The sequence below is a fragment of the Piscibacillus sp. B03 genome, from assembly GCF_052246295.1.
Classification (GTDB): domain Bacteria; phylum Bacillota; class Bacilli; order Bacillales; family Alkalibacillaceae; genus Piscibacillus.
In genome coordinates this window covers 24499-45665 of the sequence record NZ_JBQQCO010000011.1, presented here as the reverse complement: position 1 = coordinate 45665, position 21167 = coordinate 24499, and the positions used below count along the sequence as shown (strand labels likewise).

The 21167-nt window shown below is 37.8% G+C and carries 23 protein-coding genes; 11 read left to right on the top strand and 12 right to left on the bottom strand.

Going from position 1 to position 21167, the window contains the following annotated elements; all coding sequences use genetic code 11:
• Nucleotides 1–87: 87 nt before the first annotated feature.
• Nucleotides 88–903 carry a LysM peptidoglycan-binding domain-containing protein gene (locus ACTWQB_RS09040; RefSeq protein ID WP_443138864.1) on the top strand — a complete coding sequence of 272 codons (816 nt, stop codon included), beginning with the start codon at nucleotides 88–90 and terminating at the stop codon, nucleotides 901–903.
• Between the two features lie 89 nt (nucleotides 904–992).
• Here ACTWQB_RS09040 and ACTWQB_RS09035 read toward each other — a convergent pair whose 3' ends face one another.
• Nucleotides 993–1649 (bottom strand): type 1 glutamine amidotransferase domain-containing protein, encoded by a 657-nt coding sequence (locus tag ACTWQB_RS09035; protein WP_443138863.1) that lies wholly within the window; start codon nucleotides 1647–1649, stop codon nucleotides 993–995.
• A gap of 164 nt (nucleotides 1650–1813) precedes the next feature.
• Complete coding sequence (locus tag ACTWQB_RS09030) at nucleotides 1814–2650, bottom strand: manganese catalase family protein (RefSeq protein ID WP_443138862.1); 837 nt, start codon at nucleotides 2648–2650, stop codon at nucleotides 1814–1816.
• Between the two features lie 154 nt (nucleotides 2651–2804).
• Here ACTWQB_RS09030 and ACTWQB_RS09025 point away from each other — a divergent pair, with 154 nt between their 5' ends.
• A complete protein-coding gene (locus ACTWQB_RS09025) occupies nucleotides 2805–4145 on the top strand; it encodes a hydroxysqualene dehydroxylase (protein ID WP_443138861.1) in 1341 nt (446 codons plus the stop codon).
• A gap of 17 nt (nucleotides 4146–4162) precedes the next feature.
• Nucleotides 4163–4690 carry a peptide ABC transporter substrate-binding protein gene (locus ACTWQB_RS09020; RefSeq protein ID WP_443138860.1) on the top strand — a complete coding sequence of 176 codons (528 nt, stop codon included), beginning with the start codon at nucleotides 4163–4165 and terminating at the stop codon, nucleotides 4688–4690.
• Nucleotides 4691–4956: 266 nt separating this feature from the next.
• Here the strand turns inward: ACTWQB_RS09020 and ACTWQB_RS09015 are convergent, their stop codons facing one another.
• A complete protein-coding gene (locus ACTWQB_RS09015; RefSeq protein WP_443138859.1) occupies nucleotides 4957–5997 on the bottom strand; it encodes a M14 family metallopeptidase in 1041 nt (346 codons plus the stop codon).
• 242 nt (nucleotides 5998–6239) lie between these two features.
• On the opposite strand from ACTWQB_RS09015, the gene ACTWQB_RS09010 reads away from it, so the two are divergent.
• From ACTWQB_RS09010 to ACTWQB_RS09000, 3 genes are all read left to right on the top strand, one after another.
• Nucleotides 6240–6620, top strand: a complete 381-nt coding sequence (locus ACTWQB_RS09010) for a carbonic anhydrase (RefSeq protein ID WP_443138858.1) — start codon at nucleotides 6240–6242, stop codon at nucleotides 6618–6620.
• Nucleotides 6621–6756: 136 nt separating this feature from the next.
• The gene (locus ACTWQB_RS09005; RefSeq protein ID WP_443138857.1) at nucleotides 6757–7971 is read left to right on the top strand and encodes a DUF819 family protein; all 1215 of its coding nucleotides are present in this window, start codon (nucleotides 6757–6759) and stop codon (nucleotides 7969–7971) included.
• 502 nt (nucleotides 7972–8473) lie between these two features.
• Complete coding sequence (locus tag ACTWQB_RS09000) at nucleotides 8474–8971, top strand: NUDIX hydrolase (RefSeq protein ID WP_443138925.1); 498 nt, start codon at nucleotides 8474–8476, stop codon at nucleotides 8969–8971.
• A 9-nt stretch (nucleotides 8972–8980) separates the two neighbouring features.
• On the opposite strand, the gene ACTWQB_RS08995 is transcribed toward ACTWQB_RS09000, so the two are convergent.
• The 8 genes from ACTWQB_RS08995 to ACTWQB_RS08960 form a co-directional block, all read right to left on the bottom strand.
• Nucleotides 8981–10459 (bottom strand): spore germination protein, encoded by a 1479-nt coding sequence (locus ACTWQB_RS08995; RefSeq protein ID WP_443138856.1) that lies wholly within the window; start codon nucleotides 10457–10459, stop codon nucleotides 8981–8983.
• Nucleotides 10460–10556: 97 nt separating this feature from the next.
• Nucleotides 10557–10880 (bottom strand): heavy metal-binding domain-containing protein, encoded by a 324-nt coding sequence (locus ACTWQB_RS08990; protein ID WP_443138855.1) that lies wholly within the window; start codon nucleotides 10878–10880, stop codon nucleotides 10557–10559.
• Entirely contained in the window at nucleotides 10861–11067 is a 207-nt protein-coding gene (locus ACTWQB_RS08985) for a hypothetical protein (protein WP_443138854.1), read from the bottom strand. The genes ACTWQB_RS08990 and ACTWQB_RS08985 overlap by 20 nt, the downstream gene beginning before the upstream one ends.
• The gene (locus ACTWQB_RS08980; protein WP_443138853.1) at nucleotides 11060–11989 is read right to left on the bottom strand and encodes an alpha/beta hydrolase family protein; all 930 of its coding nucleotides are present in this window, start codon (nucleotides 11987–11989) and stop codon (nucleotides 11060–11062) included. Before ACTWQB_RS08980 ends, ACTWQB_RS08985 begins: the two co-directional genes overlap by 8 nt.
• The gene (locus tag ACTWQB_RS08975; RefSeq protein ID WP_443138852.1) at nucleotides 11989–12534 is read right to left on the bottom strand and encodes a helix-turn-helix domain-containing protein; all 546 of its coding nucleotides are present in this window, start codon (nucleotides 12532–12534) and stop codon (nucleotides 11989–11991) included. The genes ACTWQB_RS08980 and ACTWQB_RS08975 overlap by 1 nt, the downstream gene beginning before the upstream one ends.
• A gap of 103 nt (nucleotides 12535–12637) precedes the next feature.
• Entirely contained in the window at nucleotides 12638–13852 is a 1215-nt protein-coding gene (locus ACTWQB_RS08970; RefSeq protein WP_443138851.1) for an MFS transporter, read from the bottom strand.
• A gap of 89 nt (nucleotides 13853–13941) precedes the next feature.
• Entirely contained in the window at nucleotides 13942–14514 is a 573-nt protein-coding gene (locus ACTWQB_RS08965; RefSeq protein WP_443138850.1) for a DUF2087 domain-containing protein, read from the bottom strand.
• A 106-nt stretch (nucleotides 14515–14620) separates the two neighbouring features.
• Nucleotides 14621–15559: a hypothetical protein gene (locus ACTWQB_RS08960; protein WP_443138849.1), complete on the bottom strand. Its 939-nt coding sequence runs from the start codon at nucleotides 15557–15559 to the stop codon at nucleotides 14621–14623.
• A gap of 154 nt (nucleotides 15560–15713) precedes the next feature.
• Here ACTWQB_RS08960 and ACTWQB_RS08955 point away from each other — a divergent pair, with 154 nt between their 5' ends.
• Genes ACTWQB_RS08955 through ACTWQB_RS08945 form a run of 3 tightly spaced genes read left to right on the top strand, consistent with a single transcriptional unit; the run spans nucleotide 15714 to nucleotide 18841 of the window.
• The gene (locus ACTWQB_RS08955; RefSeq protein ID WP_443138848.1) at nucleotides 15714–16331 is read left to right on the top strand and encodes a TetR/AcrR family transcriptional regulator; all 618 of its coding nucleotides are present in this window, start codon (nucleotides 15714–15716) and stop codon (nucleotides 16329–16331) included.
• 12 nt (nucleotides 16332–16343) lie between these two features.
• Nucleotides 16344–17240, top strand: a complete 897-nt coding sequence (locus ACTWQB_RS08950; RefSeq protein ID WP_443138847.1) for an ABC transporter ATP-binding protein — start codon at nucleotides 16344–16346, stop codon at nucleotides 17238–17240.
• Nucleotides 17240–18841 (top strand): ABC transporter permease, encoded by a 1602-nt coding sequence (locus tag ACTWQB_RS08945; protein WP_443138846.1) that lies wholly within the window; start codon nucleotides 17240–17242, stop codon nucleotides 18839–18841. Before ACTWQB_RS08950 ends, ACTWQB_RS08945 begins: the two co-directional genes overlap by 1 nt.
• Here the strand turns inward: ACTWQB_RS08945 and ACTWQB_RS08940 are convergent, their stop codons facing one another.
• Nucleotides 18842–19189, bottom strand: a complete 348-nt coding sequence (locus tag ACTWQB_RS08940; RefSeq protein WP_443138845.1) for a CHY zinc finger protein — start codon at nucleotides 19187–19189, stop codon at nucleotides 18842–18844.
• A gap of 103 nt (nucleotides 19190–19292) precedes the next feature.
• Here ACTWQB_RS08940 and ACTWQB_RS08935 point away from each other — a divergent pair, with 103 nt between their 5' ends.
• Together ACTWQB_RS08935 and ACTWQB_RS08930 are read left to right on the top strand one after the other, a co-directional pair.
• The gene (locus ACTWQB_RS08935; protein ID WP_443138844.1) at nucleotides 19293–19868 is read left to right on the top strand and encodes a CBS domain-containing protein; all 576 of its coding nucleotides are present in this window, start codon (nucleotides 19293–19295) and stop codon (nucleotides 19866–19868) included.
• A gap of 81 nt (nucleotides 19869–19949) precedes the next feature.
• A complete protein-coding gene (locus tag ACTWQB_RS08930; protein ID WP_443138843.1) occupies nucleotides 19950–20987 on the top strand; it encodes a DmpA family aminopeptidase in 1038 nt (345 codons plus the stop codon).
• Nucleotides 20988–21167: the final 180 nt, after the last annotated feature.

The following is a 21167-nucleotide window of genomic DNA, read 5'->3' as shown; positions in this document are numbered from 1 at the left end:
GTTATAGACTCTTAAACTCTGTGTAACCACAGGCCTAGTTGTTCCGTGTTAAGATAACTCTTGCAAGTCAATAAGGAGGGAAAGTATATGAAGAAATTAATCATATCGCTTGCAGGCGGAATTCTATTATCAGGATTCGCTGTAGCCACTTCTGTATCTGCTGAAGCAGACTATGAAATTCAAAAAGGTGATACAGTAAGTGAATTAGCTAAAGAATACGGCACAACATCAGAAGACTTAATGGAGCTTAACAATCTATCATCTAGTTTAATCGTAGCAGGAGATCAAATAAAAATAGATAACAAAAGAGTGCTAGAAGTTAAAAAAGGAGACACGTTAAGTGAGTTAGCGCGTGATCTCGAAATAGAAGTAAATGACATCAAAGAGTGGAACGAATTAGAATCGGACCTGATTGTAAATGGACAAGAGCTAGAGTTGGAATTACCTCTAAATGTTCTTAAAAATTATGATCAGTTCTTAGAGGAGCGCAATGGACAAGCTCCAGCTAAAAAAGAAGAGCCTAAACAAAATGTAGAACAAACATCAAATGAAAAAGCAGAAGAATCGAAAGAAGAACAACCTGTTCAACAGACAGGTCAAGAAGAGGAAGCAGCTCAAACAATGACGATGAAAGCAACAGCATATACTGCTGAATGTGAAGGCTGCTCAGGCATCACAGCAACAGGTATTAACTTAAAAGAAGACCGCAACAAAAAAGTTATCGCGGTTGACCCAAACGTAATTCCATTAGGAACTAAAGTATGGGTTGAAGGTTACGGAGAAGCAATCGCTGGAGACACTGGCGGCGCAATTAAAGGTAACCGTATTGACGTTCACGTTCCAACTACGGAAGAAGCAAACCAATGGGGCGTAAAGACAGTAGAAGTAAAAATTTTAGATTAATAATATAATGACTCCCACACAAAAACCCTTCTCGCGAGTATTGCGAGAAGGGTTCTTTTTAATAGTTTTTTAATTATAACTGAGCAGTATTAGCTTTCTAACGCTTCTACGACTTTGTCAGCTGTTGATCGACTGGATTGTGGGTTTTGACCTGTAACAAGGTTTCCATCACGAACAGAATAGTCTTCCCAGTTGTCACCATGTTCAAAGTTAGCACCTTTTTCACGAAGCTTTGATTCAAGCATAAAGGGCATATGCTCGTCCAATTGCATTTCTTTTTCTTCTGAATCAGTAAAAGCTGATACTTTTTTGCCTTTTACAATCGGAGTGCCGTCCAGGTAAGTTACATTCACTAGACCTGATGGACCATGACATACAGAACCGATTACTTTGTCTTCTTCTGCATATTGTTGTAGCACATATTGCAATGTTTTACTGTCAGGAAAATCAAACATTGTTCCGTGTCCACCGGGTAGAAAGATGGCATCGAATCCTGTGGAGTCTTCTTTTGTAAGTTTATGCGTTTTTTCTAATTCGGCTTCTGCTTCCTTCCATTCAGCACGGTCTTCGATACTATTTGGATCAAGAGCTACTTCGCCGCCTTCGATACTAGTTACTTTTATTTCATAACCTTTTTCTTTAAATACATTATAAGGAACTGCGAATTCCTCTAACCAAAGACCTGTCTTATGATCGTCGGTAATTTTAGTATGGTTTGTTACAACCATTAGTACTTTTTTACTCATGATGACATTCCTCCTTCTGCATTATTATTTATAACATCTAAAAAAATTATGTTGCAAAAGTCTTGCTTGTCAACATACATTCCCGGTTCATCTATATATTAATCACATATTTAAATGAATCGAAAACATAAAAATTGCCCCTGCTTCATGAGGGGCAAAAGTTGTTAACATTTTTGTGGTGGTATGCTGAAGTTTGTGTCAAATGAGTAAGCTGGTGCTGGTTTTAGAACTGGAATTCCAGCCATAGGTTTTGGATTAGCTACGTATTCAAACGTGCTACATCCATCAATGCTAGGTCCACTAGCCCAGCGTCCTTTACTACTCGCATCACCTTTAGATAAATTATAAAATTCGTACGCAACATCTTGTTTTTCTAACTCAGGCGGGAAGGTTGATGGCACGATGACGCCTTCTTTTTCCTCAAGTTCTTGAATTGCAGCTAGCCACATGTTTTGATGATATCGGTCACGCGCGATTAAGAATGCTAACATATCTTTAACGCCACGGTCTGAAGTAGCGGCATATAGACGACTTGCTTGTAGGCGACCTTGTGACTCTGCCATAACATTTGCGCGGAAGTCTGCTAAAAGATTTCCGCTAGCTCCAATATATTCAGCTGTCCATCGGTTACCGACACTATCTGCTGGCATAGCTCCAAAGCCTGAAACGATCGCATGTTGCGGGTTCATTCCTCCAATTACGGCCCCTAACACAGGGTCTTCCACAGCATCTTCTAGGTCACCAATCGGGGCATCGTCTAACAATCGTGCAATCATAGTTGCTAACATCTCAACGTGTGCTAATTCCTCAGTTCCAACATCCAACAGAAGGTCTTTATATTTTCCTTCCATACGCAAGTTGAAGCCTTGGAATAAGTATTGCATGGCAACAGAAATCTCACCATATTGTCCACCTAAAATTTCTTGCAGTTGTTTCGCAAAAAGCGGATCCGGTCGATCGGGTTTAGCCTCGTATTGTAGTTCTTTGACATGATAAAACATAATGTCACTCCTTAGGTCATATTGGTATCTGCATATAGAGTATGTAAAGGACTAGTCGAATGCCCCTATTATTATCAAAATTAGGCACTAGCCTTATGTTTAGATTGTTTTCGGGCAACCTATTTATAAATGAAATCGTACGGAGGGAAAATGATTGGAATATGATGTGGTGATTATAGGGGCAGGCCTGGCAGGGATGACGACTGGCCTTCTTTTGACTGAAAAAGGTTACCGAGTTCTAATATTAGAATCAAAACCTTTTGTGGGTGGTCGGACATCATCTTGGAATGAAGATGGGATGCAGGTTGAATCTGGCTTTCACCGTGTGATTGGGTATTACAAGCACTATCCTAAAATTTTAAAAAAGGCAGGCATTGATTTAAATAAAATTGTGATGTGGGAAGAAGTGATGGATTTTCGTTCACCGAGAAATGGTGAGGTAACGACTTTCGGCATGGCCCCTGTACATGGACCACTTAAATTACTACACGGGATGTTCGGAAACACTGACACAATATCTTATAAAGATCGGCTATCATTAGCTCCTTTTTTCATAAATGGATTTAAAGATTATGTGAAGCACCCAGATCAACTAGATCGAATTAGTGTTAAGGAGTATGCTCAAAAGTATAAAGTGTCGAATAACGCTTACCATTTGGTGTTGATTCCATTAACTGCCGGGGTCTTTTTTCTGCCACCAGAACGATTTTCAGCATATGCGCTTTTTGGTTTGTTAGCCCCAACATTAACCCACTTTTACAAAATGAGAATGGGAGCATTTTTAGGGGGAATGTCAGATTTAGTTGCCAATCCGATGGCTGAGGCAATTACATCTAAGGGTGGAGAAATACTAACGAATCAAAAGGCTACACAACTTATCTATGAAGATGGAGCGGTTAGAGGGGTTGTGACAGAAGAGAGAGAATACCGAGCAACACAAACAGTATTGGCTACTGAAATTGGTGCTGCAAAGAAACTCATTGCGCAATCAAGTATAAAACATGAGTGCTTTAAGAATTTACTTGAACTTCCAGCCGTACCTGCTGTAACGATTCAGTTTGAGTTAAATCAGCCTACAATGCCATATGACCGAACGACTTTTGGGGCAGGAACTTCTCTAGCATCATTTACAGAGCAGTCTAGAACCACTTTTACTCATGTTCCAGGGAGATTATCTTGTATCTTAGCTCCAGCGCAAAAGTTTATTGATATGAACTCGGAAGACATTCTGAACATTGTTTTGGAAGATGCTAAAAAGTTAGGATTGCAGCTTGAAGGACATATTCTAGATTATAGAGTAGTAAAGCATCCTGATGAATTTTATTCTTTAGAGCCTGGACATGATTGGATGCGCCCAGAACAAGACACACCAATTAAAGGGTTCACATTGGCTGGAGATTATACGAAGACGTCAAACTTTGCAACGATGGAGAGTGCAGTTGAGTCTGGAGAAATTGCAGCAAAAATTGTTGATGAAGAATTGACTAAACCATAGCTGTAACTTTTTATTAGGTGAACCGTCTATACTTAAAAGGCGGTGTCGTGATGAAAATAAAAGTCTTATTAATATTTCTTGTTTTGATGAGTGGTTGTGGGACCGCAGTTAAAGGTGACCCTGGAGAATTACCCGGTGACAAGTCAGTTGAGGAGGCTTATATTGCAGCTTTAGAAGAGTTGATGCAAGAAGATGAAGTTCTTAACCATCAAATGGAGTTTCTGGCTATTGATATGAACAATTTTGAGTTAGAGGAACAACAAAAACAGGCCATTGTAGATTATTTTACAGATCAATACGATGTTGAGGTTAAGTCTGCATCGTTAGAGGAATTAAGAGAACAAGGTCATTTTGATGAAGAAAGTCTAGTTTTAGATGGTGTTTTGCTAAGGCTGCAAGATATAGAACGGAAGTCAGATACGAAGTACGTGTTTGAAGGAGAAAAATACAAACCAGGTTTAGGAGCCATTTGGTTTGAAATCAAAGTTGAGTGGAGTAAAAATACTTGGGGAGTTACAGATTCAAAGATAACGGCAATTAGCTAGTAAGCTCCTATAAAACAGTATTAAAAATTAATAGGCTCTGTTAAGGTTATTGTGGTGCGCTAACGGTGGACGATTTCCACGGACACGGATTCAGCGAAGATTATCTAAATGGATTTTCAGTTCATGCTGTTCCCTCAAGGTCGCCACCGTCGCTTACCACAATACAACTTGTTATAAATTATTACTCGGATTCTTAAGACAGTCTTATTAAAAAATGCCAAATCCTCTAATTTCCTCTTTTAACAAATCTTTTACCATCTTTCTACTTACTCGTTACTACGATTGTAAGAACTTCTAGGCAACTCATCCCAGAACGATGTGTCAGCCTCTTCGACAGAGCCATCCGCAATCGCTTTAGCAGTTGCCTCCAGACCAATAACAGCTTGCTTAATTAAGTATCCATTACTCTTTTGACCAAGAACATAATCTTCATAGAAATGATCAGCCATACCTCTCATTTCGAATAGAAGCGTTGAAATTCCGTATTCTACTGCTAGACCGTTACGTCCAATGGTTGTTGCGGAACCACCATTATATTTAGAAAGTAAACCGAATCCTTTACTTTCAATAGCGTCATATAACACTTTACCTAACTGTTTCGACCCTTCTAATACTTCTGGATCTACATTTTCATTAGTTGGGTGCAAAATCGAGCCTGACACGAGTTCATCTGTATCACCATAAGTTGTTTGCGTACCTTGGTGGTGCAAGTCAATTAAGTAATCAGGGTTATATTTCTGAATAACTTCTTCATGGAAGGCTTTAGTTTCAGGCTCTTCTTTTACTACGTGATCTCGGTTTAGATCGACACCCTTCGCCTTATAGCGAGTATGTGTACCTGCTACATAATCATCTAATGAGAAGTCAACATCACCTTCAGCACCATCGACGTTTAACCTTGGAACCACTAAAATATTCACGTTTTCTAAAATCTCTTTAACATTCTTTGAATTTGAAGTCATTTTTTTAATAAACTGAAGAGCCCCTTCAGTCGTTAATGTTTCATTACCGTGTTGCTGAGTTAGATAAAGAATCGTAGGATTTTCTTCATTGTAACCAAACTTTGCTAAGTAAAGATCACGACCCTTTACAGATTGACCAAAAACTTCAACCTCTAAAGCTTCGGACTTCTCATCTAAGTGTTGTAGAAAATCCGCCATTTCTTCATAATCATGGAGACGTTCATTTTGAATCGATTCATTTCCGTTGTAATCCCGGCCGTTTGCTGCGGCAACTGGAGTTGTGAAAGCAAGACCTGAAAAAACCAACATTCCTGACAAAGAAACTTTAAGAAATTTGTTCGACATTAAAATCCCTCCACAAATTTTTAGTTCTTTCGACAACTTTATTAGATGTAAACTTCGTTAAATCTTCTTAAAAAATGGAAAATGAAACCAAAGTACGAATGTGTTTCTTGTGAAATAGTCAATTTTAACTGTGAAAAAATTAAATAGTAAACCTTTTAGAATGAGACTATAAGCTTATTTTTCTAAATAGTACTTATCAAGCTGTGTTAAAATAAAAGAAAAGTTTGAAGGGAGACATTTATATGGCACAAGGAACTTTTGCGACAGCAATCAACTGTATGGATGGACGAGTTCAAGAATCAGTCATTGACTGGATGAAATCAACATATCAAGTGGACTACGTGGATATGATAACAGAGGCTGGTCCCAACAAATATTTATTAGAAGGCTCAGAAGATCAAGTAGGTTCTTTAAAGACTAAAGTTGATATCTCTTATAGCAAGCATGGCTCAAAAGTGATTGCCATTGTTGGGCATCATGACTGTGCAGGTAACCCTATTGATAAAGAAGAAAAAATTGCACAAATAAAACAATCAATTAAGAAAATCCAAACTTGGGGTTTTGAAATGGAAGTTATTGGTCTGTATGTGAATGACCAATGGAAAGTTGAAAAAGTAGATTAGTATAATGCGCTCTCTATAGAGGGCGTATTTTTTGCATCATTTCCTATAAAAGCTTAAAGAACATTTTAAAGTTAATAGTTAAACGAAGTTAGGGAATATATAGCTTATAATAATTTACAAAAAAGGAGTGAAACCATTGACTAATAGTTTAATTAGTCCAGAAGATACTTGGCTATTGTGGGGGTTTCTAGCTGGTTGGGCAGCCTTCAGTATTTATTTAGAGCAAAAATATGAATGGGCTTCAAAGGTAACCGGAGCTATTATAGCGTTAGTCGGTGCTATGATTCTAGTTAATATTAACGTCATACCAGTAGAAGCCCCTGCCTATGACGCAGTGTGGGAATATGTGATTCCGTTAGCGATTCCTCTTTTATTATTTCAGGCGAACTTAAGGAAGATCTGGAATGAAAGTGGAAAAATGTTAGCATTATTTTTTATTAGTGCTATTGGAACAGTAATAGGTGCTTTTATAGCATTTTTTGCGATGCAAAACGTCCTGCCAGAACCAGAAAAATTAGCTGGTCTGGAAACCGGTTCGTATACAGGCGGTGGCGTTAACTTTGCGGCATTATCGGCTAAATTAGAAGTACCGGGTGAATTAGCATCATCTGCAATCGTGGCGGATAATATTTTAATGGCTCTTTATTTTTTCATATTAATTATGATGCCAACCATCGCTTTCTTTAGGCGTAAATATCGAACACCTTTAGTGGATGAACTAGAAAATAATGCAGGTAATTCGGAGAAGAATAGTGTTGCAGACTATTGGAAAAGGAAAGACATCTCGTTGAAAGACATCGCATTGGCAATTGGGTCTGCTTTCGTATTAGTGTCAATCTCTTTTAAACTTGCAGAATGGATTGGCAATGTTATACCTTCAGGAGATAACGTGGGCTTTTTCTTAAATCTATTAAACGGTTTATTCGGGGACGGATACCTAGTATTAACGACGATTACGGTTATTGCCGTAACTGTATTTGGTAAATACTTTGAAAACATAAATGGTGCGCAGGAAATAGGAACATATCTTATTTATATTTTCTTTGTTGTCATCGGGGTACCAGCATCATTACCACTATTAATAGAAAATGCACCACTCTTACTAGTATTCATGGCAATCATAGTTTTATTTAATATGCTCATCACGTTTACTTTAGGCAAAGTGTTCAAATTTAGCTTAGAAGAGATGATTGTTGCGAGTAATGCCAATATTGGAGGGCCAACGACCGCAGCTGCCTTTGCAATTGCAAAAGGTTGGACCAAACTAATTGCACCCATTATGCTTGTCGGTACGTTAGGCTATGTAATCGGAAACTATTTAGGCAGTATGGTTTACTATTTGTTAATGTAATAACATAAGGAATGATCCTCATTATGGTGGGGATCATTTTTTTTTAGGACGTCTAGCCAAAACAAGGCAGAGTTTCGCCAAAATCAACCGAGGTCTCGCCAAACTCACGTGACCTCTCGTCAACATGTAACCAACTCTTTTTTCTTACTAAAAAATCTGAATAGTATTGCTATTAATTAACAAACGTGTAAAATGATTAACAAAAGGAGGGGTTCGCATCTTTTACCGTAGAAAAATTTATGAAATGGATCCGAATCAGTATCAAATGTTTACTGATTTCTTTCATCAGTATTTACTTCCGAATCAATTAAGGCATGGGGCTAAGTTAGTAGGAAGATGGGTTAATGAAGATTACACGGAAGTAATGGCGATGTGGGAGTATAAGAATCGTAAACATTTTGAAGAGATAGATGATAAGATTCGTCGAAGTGATTTACATAAAAGAGCACAAGAAAAACGCCAAGAACTTGGTGGTTTCAATTTTAGCAGCCGAGAAGAGTTTATGACGTCTACGGCAGGACCTGAAGGCTATCATCCGCCAAAACATTTAGTTGGTGTAGCGGGTTATATTACGAATGAAAAGGGTGAAGTGTTGCTTGTTCGTAATTTGCACCGTTCATATACAGCAGAAATCCCAGGCGGTTTACTTGAAGAAGGTGAGACGCTAATCGAAGGTGTGAAACGTGAAATTTTAGAAGAAACAGGTGTAGAAGTTAAAATCAACGGACTTTCAACTGTTAATCAAAATTTAAGTAGTGGAAATATTAGTGTTGTATTTAATGGTGAGTATGTATCAGGTGAACTAACACCTCAAGAAGGAGAAACATCAGAAGTGTTTTTCGAAAAGCTCGGTGAACATAATATTGACGAATTCATCACTGCCACTCAGCTTAAGGATCGGACTTTAGATGCGATGAAAGAGCAGTTCGTTCCGCATCAAACGTATCGATCAAGACCTGAGTATCAAAGAATTACGCGCCTTGAAGGAAGAGGATCCTAATCAGTTCCATTAGGACCCTCCTTGTTGTCTAGAACTATCTTGTGTATTGAGTACACTTGGACGACTTTTAATTAATGGCATTGGCGATCTCACGATTGTTTCGAAAAATGCTTTTGCATTAAAAGGAATGAATGGCCATAGGTATGGCGTGTTTAAAGTTTTTGTGGATAATAGTAAAAAAATCCAGGCTACGATTGATAATACAAATCCCATAACGCCAAATGCTGCTGTGGCTGATAAAAAGACTAAACGAACAATTCTATTCGCTAAAGACATTTCATAGCTTGGCATTGCATAGTTTCCTAAAACAGCAATGGCTAAATAAAGTATGACCTCTGAAGTGAAAAGACCGACTTCAATCGCGATTTCACCTATCATAAGTGCTGCGATTAAGCCCAATGCGGTCGCTAAGGCACTAGGTGTATGAATCGCCGCCATCCTCAATATTTCAACTCCAATTTCAGCGATTAAAAACTGCAGAAACAGCGGGATGGCCCCTTCTTCATCAACTCCAATAAAGCTCATGTTGGGAGGTAACAGCTCTGGGTGAGTAGCGAATAAGTACCATAATGGTAGTAAGAATAGGCCTGCAATAATTGCAGCAAACCGTACCCAGCGTAAAAAGGCACCAACAACAGGCTTTTGTCTGTATTCTTCGGCATGTTGCAAATGATGCCAAAAAGTTGCTGGACAAATCATGACACTTGGCGAACCGTCAACAATAACTAAGACATGTCCTTCCATTAAGTGAACACTTGCAGTATCTCCGCGCTCTGTGTAACGAACTTGCGGATAAGGGTTCATGGTTTTACCAAAAATGAATTCCTCTAAAGTTTTTTCACCCATGGATAAATCGTCAATATCAATTTGTTCTATTTTATCTTTAATCCTCTTGACCAAACGTGGGTCGACAACACTGTCTATATAAGATAAGCAAACGTCTGTTTTAGAGCGTTGTCCGACTTGTAGATACTCGAAAATTAATGAACGATCACGTACATGTCGCCTGATGAGTGCGGTGTTAAAAACAATGGTTTCAACAAAACCGTCTCTCGGACCACGTACAACGCGTTCAAGGTCAGGCTCTTGTGGTGAACGAACGGGATACTCACGTGAATCAACGAGTACAGCTTCATCGCACCCTTCAACAATAAAAGCCGCTTGTCCAGCTAGAACTTGAGCGATGACTTCTTCTAAATCTTTAGAAGTGTCTACTTCCTGGTGGGGAATGATGGTTTGTGTAAGAGCTGTGATTGGATCACGACGCATTTCACGTTCTTCAAGCTCATTTAGACGTTTTAACGTTTCAATCATGGCTAACCCACCAGCAAACCCATCGACAAAGAATAAGCCAATCTTAATACCACCATGCTCAATTTTATGGTGGATTAGGTCAAAGTTCTTCTCTATACGTAATTCTTTATTTAAGTATTCAATATTCCGGCTAAAATACTTACTAATTGGTACTTGATTGCCTTCCTTTCCCATGACTTCCACTTCCTTCACATAGATCCTATATCAGATTAGTATTGCATTGATTAGTAACTTTATGTAAAAGGGTAAATAAAAAACAGCCTAATTTTCATTAGACTGTTTTAATAACCTTAACGGCAGTGCCGTATGCAATAATTTCAGCAGCTCCACCCATGACTGAGGATGTGTGCATTCGCATGGCTAAAATCGCATTCGCGCCTTTTGACTCCGCATCTTCAACCATTCGGTGTATTGCTAGTTTTCTAGCTTCTGTCATCATCTCGTTATAGCTACCGATTTCACCGCCGACTAACCCTTTAAGTGCGGCTGTGATGTCACGACCGACATGTTTTGATTGAATGGTGCTTCCTTTTACATAACCAATTAATTCTTGAATCTCGTAACCTGGAGCTGTTTCAGTAGTCAAAATCATCATAATTAATTTCCTCCTTCTTTTCTAATCTTCTTTCGTAAATAAAAATCCCAATCAGTGAGATTATAGATACTGCATAAACAACAGCAATTTTCATAGCTAAAGAAGTTTCATAAAAGATCGCTATAATTGTACCTATTTGTAAAACCACAGTTAAGATAATTAAAATATATTTTATTTTGTTAAACATGACGCTTAACCCAATCTTGTAGTGTGATAATTAAGTCTGGTGAGAGGACACCCATTTGTTTATAAATCTTTTTTAGTTTGAGAGTGCTTGGTGGTTCCTCTTGGTAACGAAGCATATGATTCATATTAGGAATAATTTTTGCCTCGACTAATTCATTTGGAACATAATCTTTAACCTTGTAAACATTAGTAGGTGTTGCTTGAACATCTTTTTCTCCAGTCACTGCGAGAATAGGACAATTCACTTTAGCCAAATCTGCTAGTAAATCGTATTGGTAGTGTTCCCTAAACCATTTAGCCGGAATTCGAATGAACTGTTGTCTAAACACATCTTTTTTTGAGTTAATTACTTTTTGGTCAAATTTTTCACCTTGAGCTTTCGCTTTCTTGGGTACATTTAGAAAACGCATAAATTTTCCGGTTAATCCTGGTTTAGTTTTTACTTCATCGGCAATTAATTCACGTTGATATTGTAATGCTTCTTGAAGTGTTTGTGCCGCGCCAGATATGAACATGACGCCAGCAATATTTTCATTTGCGGCGATGGCTGTAGCTAGCATAGCCCCTTCACTATGACCAGCGATTAAGATTTTCTCGTTATCTATACGTGAATCACTTTTAAAATAATGAAGAGCAGACCTAGCATCTTCTACTAAATCATACATTCCAGTTGTATAAACATCGCCATGGCTATCCCCAACACCTCTTTTGTCATATCTAAGTGTAGCACAGCCAACTTCTGAGAAAACTTGAGCAAGCTTATTGTACAGGTTTAACTCTTGCTTACCATTGCCGTCTCTGTCGAGGGGGCCAGAACCAGATAGAATGAGTACAGCAGGGTAAAGATCTTTTTGCTCATCAGGAATGGATAGCGTACCATGTAATGTCACTTCATGCCCAAAATGAATTGATTCCTCATTCATCAGTGGTTCCTCCTAAATATTTGTGGGATGTTCACGGTACCAAATGTTATGGCAACCCGGCTGTCGGATGGTGTGTTTTGGTCGTACTTCTCAATAACGCGTTGTAGCTCTAGCCCAAATTGTTGAAGCTCATCATCCGTCAAGTGTAATGTAGCTTGAGAGAAGCCTAACCCATCGTTTTTATAATTTTGTGGTTCGTTTTTATAAACATATCGCTCAAATTCTTTTAATAGGTTTGATTGATAGGCCATAAAGTGTTTGGTAAGTTCATTTGGTGTTAAGTTTTTAATTTCTTGATCTGGTATTTTCATGTTTTCCTCACGAACAGCGTAAACTTTCTCTTTAGCTCCACGAATTTGTTTAGAGTCAACGACATAAATTAGCTCAGCATCTAGCAATGTTTTCAGTTGTCTGTATAGGGTCGCTTGAGGAATATCATCTAGTATTTCTAAAAGTTGTTTTGGCGTTAGTTGTTGATGTGAATGTAAGCTTTGTATAACACGCATACGTATTGGATGTAATAGTAAATCAGCTTTCGAACTCATAAATTTTCAATCCTTTATTATCATTATATATAATGATAATAATATATAGAATAGAAATAAGCAAATAGCACCATCTAATTCTAGCGCAAAATGCTTATTTCAATTAAATATTACGAAGTCTACGTTTTTCTTTGACCAAATGGATTCTTTGGAATAACAACAAATATATAACTGCTAAGCAAACATAGAGAAATCCAACTAAACTGCCTAAACTTCTTGGATCTATAAATTCTAGTATGAACCCACCAATCGCAATAAAAGTACCTAGTGTTACATTTGAAATCATTTCTGTTAAACCGAAGAAAGTCCCTCGCCTATGAGAGGGAACGGTTTTCATAACTAGCGTATTGAAACTAATGTCACTAGTGCCAGCCGAGAAGGTAATGACTAGAACTGTACCTAGGGCAATCATAAAATTAGGGGATGCACTTAATAGAAAATGCCCGATACCTTCAATGATAATAAATATTATAGTCACTCCAACTAAATTGCCTTTGATCCAGTTAGAAGAAAATGAGCTTAGAACGAGGCCAACTCCTAAACTACCATAAATCAACCCAACACCTAGATCTCCCATCTTGAATACTTCAAGTGCATAAACACTTATTAAGACGTTATCAATTCCGTTTGCGATGGGCATGGTGAGGCATATGAATAAAAATACTAATAAAGCAGGTGACTTAAAAAATTTCTTATAAGATATTGTAGGTGAATGCGTTTTAATTGAGTGATCTATTTGTTGGTTAGGCATCTTTAGGTTCTTTAAAAATACCGCTGAGATTAAAAAGGTTAGTGCATTTAAACTAAACGCTATATTATGACCTAATAAGTATGAAATAAATCCTCCTGATGTTGAACCGATTATTAAGACAAGCCCCATAATGATTTGTTCGATTGCATTTATACTTAGTAAGTGATCCCGGCGTACTAAACTTGGAATTAATGCTTTTCTTGCTGGTGCATACACAGCTTCGCTTAGAGCTAATAAAAAGGAACTTGCATAGATGATCCAAAGTTGTTCTACGTTATTCCCTAAAATCAACCCTAAAACAATGGGAACTCTAATGAACTCGGTGGTCAATAAGATTGCCTTTTTTGATATCCGATCAGCTAAGGCCCCAGCTATTGGTGCCATAATTAAAAAGGGAAGTAGCCTGATTAAAAATAATAGGCCTATGGCAAATGCTGAGCTTGTTATGTCATAAATGAGCGCAAGAATAGCAACTTGTGTAAACCGGTTGCCGACCCCATTTATAACACCAGAAAAAAATAGTTTATGATAGTTTGATTCCGATTTCCAAACTTTCCAGTTATTCATGGTTTACAACTCATTTCTATTAATTAGATGACTATCTAATTAGGTGGTTAAAAAGAAAGCTGTAATAAATACAGCTTGTTGATAGTCGTTTAAATAAGCCACAACTCTCTTGGATTCAATTCATAATAACCTTTATCTCTTGTCATGAAGTGATGCATGATAAACTCTCTTCGTATTGTTGCAAAGTCATCGTGGTATTTCTTTATATGTTCATTAATTTTAGGTTCGGGATATGTCACACCTTGGTCTAAACTGCTAACCATATGCTCTAGTATAATAAGACGTTTTTTGAGCTGTGCTGGTATTGACTTCAGTCTACCGTCCGAACCGATGAAGTTCGATAAAATTTTGTGTTTCTCCTCGTCTGTAACCGTAAACTCTGCATTCATTTCCTCACCCCCTAACTTTGTAATGGCATTAGCTAAACGAGCTAGTTTAGGTTCATTTAGATGATAGTAGATTGTATTTTTATCACGGCGCTGATATAGAATATCTATTTCTTTTAGTTTTTGAATGTGGTGAGAAATCGTTGGTGGAGTCAGGCCTAATTTGCCAGCGATTGCCTGACCGTGAAGCGGCCTTTCTTTGAGTAACCCAATGATCCTTAGTCTTGTCTTGTCACCAACTGTTTTATGAAAATTAACCAAACGATCTAATTGCATATGACACCCTCCATTAGATAATCATCTAATTAGATTATAGTCTAATTAGATGGGGCATGCAACACAAAAAAAGCACCCAAGCTTAAGCTTGAATGCTTCATAGTGATTAGTATCCCATAGAATTCATCATTTGCATTAATTCTTCCATTTCGACAAGTTCACTGTTCTCTGGGTCAATAGTGAATTCAACATCTTCACCGATACTGTTGTATACTGTGTCAGTTGCAAGGTTTAAATGAATTGGAGAACCTTCAAGGTCGAATTCTAAATCTAAGATGAACTCTTGACTCTCTAACTGATCCCCATCAAGTGTTACACGAGTTTCAAAAGTGTTGACTTTAACTTCTTCAAGTGCTGTCTTCATTTCTGTCACGCCTTCTTGTAACTCTTCATCCGTAAGCGTGTCATCGAATTCAGTCACTAGTTGAGCAAATAAATCAACTAATTCTTCTTTACTAAACGTAGTGATATAAGTGTCTCCGTCTTTAGTAAAGTCATCATCACTTTTATCCTCTAAGAAGTCTGTTAGAATAGCTTGTGCTTGCTCTTGAACTTCTTGGTAATCCACTTGTTCTACTTCGCTTGCACCTTCGAGCTCACTCATTTCAAGCTTTAATACTTTACCACGAAGTTGTTCTGTATCTCCTAAGAACATACCCAAGTTATCTGCTAAACTATCTGTTTCAATATATATAGTCTCTGTATCTAAATTTTGAAGAATTGGTAGGTCGATATTGAATGTCATTGGACTCATAGTTGCAGATAGATGAATAACCATCTCGCTTAAGTTTTGTGTCATATCCATTCGTTGGTCTACACTGAACTCCATATCATTAATCATCTGGATGTACGGTGCAATAAATGGATCCTGAACATCAGCGTCGATGTTTAGATCTAATGTGCCTGTTGAATCAAACTTTTCCATTTCCATCATTGATTGATATGTATCAACCATCACTTCTTTGTTGCTTCTAGACTCACCCGAACAAGCTCCCAACAATAAAGCTAACAACAAAATGCTACTTAAGGCGACCTTCTTTAACATGCTGTGTATTCCTCCCCTTTGACTTTTCTAAGATATATTAACATACCTTTTATAAGATTAATAGCAAATATTTGAAATTATGCATATTGACCGAAGTGGTCTAATACATTTACAATGAAGTTGACCGAACTGGTCAAGGAGGTAGAACGAAGCGATGGCTTTTGATGACATAAAAGAAGACACTCAGAAAAAAATTGTGGATGCAGCTTTAAAAGAATTTGCTGAGAAAGGTTATAAGCAAGCATCGACGAATCAAATTGTTCAACGTGCTGGTGTCGGCAAGGGAATGCTATATTATTACTTTAAAAACAAAAAAGAGCTATATGAATATTTGGTTAGAAATAGTCTAAATACAATAGAAAACGATTATATTGAACAATTTGACTTAAGTGAGGCGGACTTCTTTAAACGTTTCAGTCAAATTGTTGAATTGAAAATGCGTGTTTATTTTAAGAATGCGAATCTTTTCAACTTTATGAGTCAGGTTTTCGTTATGGAAAGTGACCATTTACCTGATGATTTAATAAAAAGAATTGATGTATTAAGTACAGAAGGTTTTGCAAAGCTTTATCAAAATATAGATTACTCAAAGTTTAGATCAGACCTAGATGTTGAGAAGGCCATTCATTTAATACAATGGTCAATGGATGGGTATGCTGAATCGTTAATTGAACGGCTAAAAGGGATTGATTTTTCACAATTTAATTATGAAAAGTATCATGAGGAATTTATGGATTACTTAGAGGTTTTAAAAAAAGCATTTTATCAATAAGGGGGAAAAGGGATGACAATTCTGAAGGCTGAAGGTCTTAAAAAGAATTTTGGTAAAGTTGAAGCACTAAAAGGTGTTGATATTGAGTTGAACAAAGGGGAAGTGTACGGATTTATTGGCCCTAATGGTGCAGGTAAGTCTACAACGATTAGAATTTTATTAGGGATTCTTAAGCCCACTTCTGGGAAAGGCGCTATTTTTGGGAAAGACGTTTGGACCGATGCGGTTGAGATTCATAAACGAATTGCTTATGTTCCAGGTGATGTGAACCTATGGTCGAATCTGACTGGTGGTGAAGTCATTGATTTCTTCACAAAAATGAGAGGTGCAGAAATTAATCTTGAGCGTAAAGAAGAGTTAATTAAAAAGTTTCAATTAGATCCAACTAAAAAATGTGGAACTTACTCCAAAGGAAATAGACAAAAAGTAGCGCTTGTATCAGCGTTTGCGGCAGATGCCGATTTATATATTTTAGATGAACCAACATCCGGGCTCGACCCTTTAATGGAACGTGTATTTCAAGAGTGTGTTTTAGAAGCAAAAGCAGAAGGTAAGAGTGTCTTACTATCAAGTCATATTTTATCTGAAGTTGAGAAGTTATGTGATAAAGTTGGAATCATTCGTGACGGTGAGATTATCGAGTCAGGGTCATTGGAAGATTTGCGACATTTAACACGTACGACTATTTTAATAGAAACAAAACATCCATTGTCATTGGACAGTATTAATGGAGTCCACGATGTGCAAAACGAAGGAAACCGTTATCAATTCCAGGTAGATACCGATCAACTGGATGACGTTATGAAGCATATTAGTCAAGCAGGAGTTACGAAGTTGGAGAGTGCACCACCTACATTAGAAGATCTCTTTATGAGGCATTATGAAGGAGAAACTGGGGGTGTGAGCTAATGGGGAAACAACAGTTTCTACAAACCGGGAGACTAATGAAGTTAATTATAAGACGTGATCGTATTCGTCTCTCAGTATGGCTCATTGGATTTCTATCTGTGACATTATTAACAGCTATTTTATATAATGACTTATATTCATCACAAGAAGAGAGGCAACATGTGGCTTCAACAATGGAGAACCCGGCTATTACTGCATTGTTAGGACCGGGGTTTGGGTTAGATAATTATACAGAAGGCGCGATGATGGCACATCAGATGTTAGCAATCACCATATTAATCGTGGCTGTTATGAGTGTTCTATTAGTCGTTCGGCATACACGAGCAGAAGAAGAGGAAGGTAAAGTTGAATTAATTAGGGCCCTTCCTAGTGGTAGGTTGGCTAATGTTGCGGCAATCTTATTAGTTATGGCAGCTACGTACCTTGTGTTGGCAGTTGCTACAGGAATCGGTTTATATGCTTTAGGGATCGATAGTATGGGTTTAAATGGATCTCTATTATATGGAGCAGCGTTAGGAGTCGCGGGATTATTTTTTGCTGCAACAACTGCTTTATTCGCTCAACTGGCACAGACTTCTAAAGGGGCTGTTGGATTATCATTTCTATTAGTCGGTTTAGGTTATCTCATTCGAGCTGTTGGAGACGTTTCAAATGAGGCATTGTCGTGGCTATCACCGTTTGGATGGATCATACAATCTGAAGTGTATGTGAATAATTATTGGTGGCCCATTGTCTTAACATTCTTCTTATCTATTGCCATCATTGCTGTCACCTTTTACTTGAACTCAATTCGCGATTTAGGCGCTGGATTTTTACCAACTAAAAATGGAAATCGACATGCTAAAGGGTTAACGAAATCGCATTTAGGTTTAACGTTACGTTTACAAAAGACGTCGATTATATCATGGGCTGTTGTAGCGTTTGTATTTGGTGCGACATATGGCTCTGTATTAGGTGATACGGAAACCTATTTTGCAGAAATAGAGATGATGAAAGAAGTGATGGCAACCCAAGAAGGGGTCCCACTTACCATGCAATTTGTAACGATGATTGCATCGATTATTGCCGTGCTTGCGACGCTACCAGCTATTATGGCAGTCAATAAATTAAAAAAAGAAGAAAAGCGCAATCGAACTGAGCAGCTACTCGCTACAGCCTTAGCACGAAAAAAATTACTTGGTAACTATATATTAGTAGGATTAATAACAAGTGCTATTACTTTAGCTTCTGCAGGGCTTGGTCTTGGCATTGCCGGAGCAGCTGTAATTGAAGAGAACCTGACGTTCATTGAGTTATTTAACGCGATTATGATTTATTTACCCGCATCATGGGTGATGGTTGGGCTAGCTGCGTTATTTATTGGATTAGGTAGGTTAAACGCACTTGCTTGGATATATTTAGGGTTCATTTTTCTTGTCATCTATATGGGGGACTTACTTCAATTCTCTGACGCGGTACGAAATATATCAGTTTTCGAGCATATTGCTAGTTACCCGATTGAAGATATTAATATTATAAGTAGCATCTTTTTGATCGTATTGGCATTCTCTCTAATAGTTTTAGGCGTAATGTTATATAGAAGAAGAGATATTAAAGGTTAGTCAAAAACCTGTCGCTAGGTTTGCGACAAGTTTATACTTATTAAAATATAAGTGATAATGCAACTGACATCCAGGGTTAAATTGAGCTTGGCAATAAGGACATTGATTGTTCGAATGAAAATATTCATTAATCGTTATCTCATGCTGGCAAACGCCACAAAGGATCGCTTTTTCATCAAACTCGTATTTTTCCCACCGTTCAGTTTGGTGACTAACGGATTCTTGATGGCATTTATAACAAGGATAGTATGTCTGACAACATTTAAATTTAATCGCAATAACATCTAGCTCACTATGGTAATGTTTACACCTAGTTTGGTGATCAACAACAGCTCCTTTTATTTGCATGTACATCACTCCAGTTGGCTTTTCTTCATTATAACTTTAAAAAATGACTGTGTATAATATCACTTTTTCTGCCAAATCTAATGGTAAAAGGAGTGATTTCATAATGGAAAATGCAATTAAAAATTTAATGAGCACAAATGTTGTTTCTGTAACACCTCAGCAATCTTTAAAAGAAGCTGCAGAGTTAATGGTCCAAAATGATATTGGCGCTATTCCAGTCGTTGAAAATGGAGCGGTAAGAGGTATTATTACAGACCGTGACATCACAACTCGAGCAACTGCAATGGGTAAGGACGGTAATTGTACGGTGGGAGAATGCATGAGTGATCATTTAACAACTGCAGATGCAAGCATGGATGTTCATCAAGCAGCACAACTAATGGCTGAAAAACAAATCCGCCGTCTCCCTGTTACAGAAAATGGACAATTAGCAGGTATGCTATCATTAGGTGATTTAGCAACACAAAACATATTCCAAAATGAAGCGGGACAGGCATTATCAAACATATCTTTCCCAGCGCATAATCAGATGGCGCAACAAGCACAACAAGGACAAGCTCAAATGGGACAGCAGCCACAACAAGGTCAGATGGGACAACAGCAACAACAAACGCAAATGGGGCAACAGCAAGCTCAACAGCAAAATCAACAAAACCAAGGTCCACAAAGTTTCCAATAAGATAACGACCGTTTCACCTATGGATGGTGGAGCGGTTTTTATTTGTTAAAATGTTAATAGAAGAAAGGGAGGGTCGTATTTATGGTGAAACGAATCAGGGACTATGGTTATAAAATTGGTTCCATGAAAACTGGTAAGCTGAATAAAATAACAGATGTTGCAGGTATAAAGGTTGGTCATCAGACGATTAACAATGGAGAAATACATACTGGTGTCACAGCAATTTTGCCTCATGGTGGTAATATTTTTAAAGAAAAAGTCATGGCAACGAGTCACATAATTAATGGGTTCGGTAAGACAACAGGAACTATCCAAGTTAATGAATTAGGCACAATTGAAACGCCAATACTTTTGACAAACACTTTTAATGTTGGAGCCTGTACTGAAGCATTAGTAGAATATTCTTTAGAACAAAATCCTGAGATTGCGCGAACGACAGGTACCGTCAACCCAGTAGTTGGAGAATGTAATGATATGCTGATCAACGATATTCGAGCTATGGCATTGACAAAAGAGGATGCACATCAATCGATTATTCAAGCTGCGGATGATTTCGAGGAAGGGGCAGTCGGTGCTGGAACAGGCATGGTCTGTTTTGGCTTAAAAGGGGGAATAGGCTCTTCTTCAAGAATCCTTAAGCTTCAGCATGGTACTTATATGGTCGGCGTTTTAGTGCTATCGAATTTCGGTCAGTTAGAGCACTTTACGTTAGCTGGAACACACATAGGTCCCGAAGTTAAAGCAAAAATACAAGCTGAATCGGAATCAGATAAGGGTTCAATAATGGTAGTAGTAGCGACTGACCTACCAGTAACTGAACGACAATTAGATAGAATAATAAAAAGGTCAAGCGCTGGCATTGCTCGTACAGGTTCTTTTTACGGAAATGGGAGTGGAGATATCGTGATAGGGTTCTCAACTGCAAACAAGATTGCCCATGAAAATAATGGGCAACTTCAAACTGTTAAAGCGATTCATGAAGATGATATCGATCAGGCTTTTCAAGGTGTAGCAGAAGCAACAGAGGAAGCGATCCTTAACTCAATGGTGACAGCACAAACGACAGTCGGAAGAAATGGAAAGCAAATTCATTCACTAAGTCAGTTTCTAATTAATTAATAATTATGTATTATCGGTCAGTATTGAAGGGATATCGGTCACTTTTTAATAAAATATCGGTGAGTTATAAATCTCTATATGGCCTCTTTTCAGATTTATACGGCCCTTTCTGAAAAGTAACTGCCTCTTATTGGAAGTTTACGGCCTCTTTTTGAAGAATTACGGCCCGTTCATTCTAAC